The 3,811-nt window shown below is 56.2% G+C and carries 4 protein-coding genes; 2 read left to right on the top strand and 2 right to left on the bottom strand.

Translation table 11 applies throughout. From position 1 onward, the window contains the following. Positions 1-321: 321 nt before the first annotated feature. The gene (locus tag VGG64_28330) at positions 322-699 is read right to left on the bottom strand and encodes a hypothetical protein (GenBank protein ID HEY1603541.1); all 378 of its coding nucleotides are present in this window, start codon (positions 697-699) and stop codon (positions 322-324) included. A gap of 197 nt (positions 700-896) precedes the next feature. Between VGG64_28330 and VGG64_28325 the strand changes: the two genes are divergently transcribed. Beyond that, the gene (locus tag VGG64_28325) at positions 897-1,178 is read left to right on the top strand and encodes a hypothetical protein (protein ID HEY1603540.1); all 282 of its coding nucleotides are present in this window, start codon (positions 897-899) and stop codon (positions 1,176-1,178) included. A gap of 42 nt (positions 1,179-1,220) precedes the next feature. Here VGG64_28325 and VGG64_28320 read toward each other — a convergent pair whose 3' ends face one another. Beyond that, positions 1,221-1,889 carry a hypothetical protein gene (locus VGG64_28320; GenBank protein ID HEY1603539.1) on the bottom strand — a complete coding sequence of 223 codons (669 nt, stop codon included), beginning with the start codon at positions 1,887-1,889 and terminating at the stop codon, positions 1,221-1,223. A gap of 541 nt (positions 1,890-2,430) precedes the next feature. Between VGG64_28320 and VGG64_28315 the strand changes: the two genes are divergently transcribed. Next, positions 2,431-3,480 (top strand): PEP-CTERM sorting domain-containing protein, encoded by a 1,050-nt coding sequence (locus VGG64_28315; GenBank protein ID HEY1603538.1) that lies wholly within the window; start codon positions 2,431-2,433, stop codon positions 3,478-3,480. Positions 3,481-3,811 lie beyond the last annotated feature (331 nt).

The following is a 3,811-nucleotide window of genomic DNA, read 5'->3' as shown; positions in this document are numbered from 1 at the left end:
AGGAAACCGTTGCTCTATCCCCTGAGCTACAGGCGCGGGAGTACCAAGTGTACCTGCGCGAGGGCGGCTTGGGCCAGGGCGATGATGTGGCGTCCGCGCCCGGTGACTGAGACCATTTTCGACCGGTTAACGGGGCGCAGCGGCGACGGCGCTTCGCCGGGCAACCCACGGTACAACTGCGATCGCCAGGATCGCCAGCACCAACGAGGGCGGCTCGGGTGTGATGATGACATAGGGCGAGACATCGAAATAGGTGGTCGAGGCATTGCTGTGCGCGACGCCGGCCGAGGGGCACGATTCGACGACCGGTCGTCCGATGGGCTATCGACCCAACGTCGGATAGTAGTGCGAATAATTCTGCCGTACAGCAGCATGCCCTGTCGAGCGAAGCTTTGCATTGCTGCCGCCACCAGTCGATTTCGAACGCGAGGGAGAATCAGCACTACGCTGCAGATTTTTTATCGCCGAGGCCGAATGCGAATTGAAGTTTTGCTGGTCAACTTGTGGGCGAACGAGCGACTGATAATTGGTCGAGGCGCCGGCGTTGCTGTTGTTGACCAGGTTCATGTACGGGCTAACTGATGGCCGGCGGGATTGCGTATCAAAAGGCCTACTCTGCGGTTTGTACTGCGCATTCGCGCAATCGACAAATACTCCCAAGCCAATCACAATGCCGATGCCTACAAGAATGCGCCTCATGCTTTTTCTCCGCCAATTCGTCCAAGGTGATAGTCGAGAATCGCATTCTGTCGATCGATTACATTTTCGTCAACGAAGAAGGCGGTTCCTTGCGAAGGAATATCTCTGCGATCATGTGCTAGCGTGTTACGACGATTGCAGGTTTGCATCCTTTTTTAACTTGCGAAACGGTATGGCGACGACGATAAACTCGCGGCATGAGAGAAGTGATCATTAACGAGATGACCAACCTGCCGCACCACGAGGGCCAGCTCGTGCTCGAAGCCGAGCGTGACGACTTCGGGGTGAAGATTAAGTGCGAGCAGGGCACCTACTGGATCTACGGCTTAGTGAAGGAACCGTCTGGCGGTGGGTGGACGCGATTAGCGGCGCCGCTGGCAACGGTTACTGACGTCACGGAGCTAGCTCGCAGGCTCTGGCGCGATGGCAAGGACTTCAACACGGTTACCAGCCCAGTGGCCGAAATAAGAAAACCATGAGCGACGCACCGTACATGATCGATTGAAGGAGATGTCGCGATGCTAATCTAAGCAATGCCAGCGCATAAATGCTGTCGTCGAATCCGCCCAGGGCGGCCCTAGACTATAGGGATTCGAATTGGCTGTAATCGTCGTCGCTGTAATGCCGAGTTGGAATGCTCGCCCTAATGCCTTTGCACCATCTGTGTTGCCAGCAGCTGTAATGTCATCTGGGAGTTTGTTTATATTGAGGAATTCAATTTTTGGAACCTTAGTGTCGGCTTTTATATTTGGCACGGGAGTTAGGGAGATCTCTTTGTAGAGCGTTTGTTCGTCGGTGAGCGAAGTTCCCGCGGTCATCACGTAGCATTCTGGACAGAATCGAAGGCGCAGGAAAAAGAACACCGTTATATCCACATTGCCGCTGTCGAAATGAGACCAAATTCGCAAGCTCGTAATCATTCCCCCCGATGTGTGCTGCCGCGTCTTTCCCATCTTCTTCCTGATCGTTGCGGGGTTGTGCTTATCGTACCTACCCGGAAACGTCGCTTGCAGTAATGTAAGGGACTGTTCGACTGATGGGGCGATTGTGGAGTCTGCTGGCGTACCGCTGGCGACTTCCATCCATGTGGCGGCCATTTGCGTGCTCGCTTTCGATTTGATTAATCCAATTGTGGCATTCCGGGCGACATTATGACACGGATAAATCGCCCTTGCCACAATTTGCAGCATGCCGATCCTCGTCAACGACATCGCCAACCTACCACACCACGAGCAGGAGAACGTCAGGGTCAAGATCAACCAAGGCCATGGCGCGTACGGGGTATTCGGATTTGTTTGACATCTCGGTCGTGGCGAGAACACGCGCCTAGCAGCGCCGCGATCGATTGTGACTGAGGCTGCGACGTTAGTTCGCAGGCTTTGGCGTGATGGGAAGGACTTCGATACGGTTATTGGCTAGACGAGCAAGCCGAACCGATGGCGGCAGATGGGGGCCAGATCATGGACCATCCGAATTTACTTGCCCCCGAGTAGAGGGCATTTTATGCTGTCAACAACGTGGACGTTTCAAACGGGTATCTTCGCCTTCGTAGGAACGTCCCTCTCGGAGCACGCTACTGAGCGTCATCTAAAGCCGGACTCGCTGGGTCGTTATAGCCGACCCAAGGCACACTTTTTCCCGGCGACATCATATCTGTCCACGTTGTAGCACTCTTTGTTAATGCTGCATCGTTGCATCGCGTTACTCTCGTCGCGTAAATGAGGTCTGCTCATGAACATAAAAACATGTCTTCTGCTTACCGGGTTCCTTGCAGCGTTTTCCCCGTCATGGCGGCTTGCCCAGGCTGTCACTCTGGTGCCTGGCGATATCGTCGTGGCAGCGAGTTTTAGCAACCGCCTTTCTGTCGGCGGCGCCATCGTTGTTGTCGACCCTACGACGGGTGACCGCACGATTCTATCTGATAGCACGCATGGCACGGGTCCCGTCCTGCTGGGTGGCACTTCCATTAGCTTCGCACCAGATGGGAGCTTGCTCGTTGCCGGCGGCACCGCCCAATCTTTGTATCGCGTCGATCCGGCCACCGGCAACCGTTCGATCATTACCAGCGCGTCGGTAGGAACCGGGCCGGGATCACAATATGACGGAGCGTTGCAGTTAAGCAGCAACATCCTGCTTAGCGGCGGCCCACTCCTGTATGTCGATCCGGCCACCGGCAACCGAACAGCGGTACTTGGCGGCGACAATCTGGCATCGGTCGGATTCGTCGTAAATGGAACCAACCTGATCATCGGGAACGCCGGCACTTCAAACGATATCATCAAGCTCGACTCAACCACCGGCATTCAGACGATCGTGTCGGGCAGCGGGGTCGGAACCGGACCGGCAATCAGCTATCCCGCTGGTATCGTGTACGACGGGTCGGGCAATCTGCTTTTGGAGCAAACTCCCGGTCCATTGACCGGCGGTGAGATTCTGCAGATTGATCCGCTGACTGGTGACCGCACCATTGTATCTGGAGGGAGCGTGGGCACAGGACCAGCCATCGCAATCGACGGCTCCCAACTTGCCATCGAGCCGAATGGCACTCTTCTGGTAATCGATCACCTCGGCAACAATGTCTTGCAAATCGACCCAGCGACCGGCAATCGCACGATCTTGTCCGGCATCACGGAAGGCACTGGCCCCCTATGGCTGATCGACGGCTTAGGCACTGCATGTGCCATCGTGCCGAACGTTCCCGAGCCCTCGGCTCTAATCCTCGCCGCACTTGGCGGACTAGCGTTGCTCGCGTATCGACGCTGGCAAGCACGCAGGGCATGAGGGAAGAGGGCAGCCCGCCCGAATGGTCTCTGGCGATGACGCCGCAACGCGGGTGTACGTACACCCGACACGACACGTTTACACCTGTTTGTACACCCTTTTCGACGTTCGACTCAGCGCATCAAAAAACCCTAGTTTCCTAGGTTTTCCCGACGCTTTTGGCACTTCTGGTCAGTGCGCTAACTTGCAATAGGAAACCGTTGCTCTATCCCCTGAGCTACAGGCGCGGGAGTACCAAGTGTACCTGCGCGAGGGCGGCTTGGGCCAGGGCGATGATGTGGCGTCCGCGCCCGGTGACTGAGACCATTTTCGACCGGTTAACGGGGCGCAG

The organism is Pirellulales bacterium (assembly GCA_036490175.1).
Classification (GTDB): domain Bacteria; phylum Planctomycetota; class Planctomycetia; order Pirellulales; family JACPPG01; genus JACPPG01.
Note: the sequence above shows the minus strand (reverse complement) of the source record. Positions and strands in the feature narration are given on the sequence as shown.

What these genes read in the sequence shown, in the direction of transcription:
- VGG64_28325 (HEY1603540.1), top strand. Translation starts at nt 897, where the DNA reads ATGAGAGAAGTGATCATTAACGAGATGACCAACCTGCCGCACCACGAG.
- VGG64_28315 (HEY1603538.1), top strand. Translation starts at nt 2,431, where the DNA reads ATGAACATAAAAACATGTCTTCTGCTTACCGGGTTCCTTGCAGCGTTT.
- VGG64_28330 (HEY1603541.1), bottom strand. Translation starts at nt 699, where the DNA reads ATGAGGCGCATTCTTGTAGGCATCGGCATTGTGATTGGCTTGGGAGTA.
- VGG64_28320 (HEY1603539.1), bottom strand. Translation starts at nt 1,889, where the DNA reads ATGCTGCAAATTGTGGCAAGGGCGATTTATCCGTGTCATAATGTCGCC.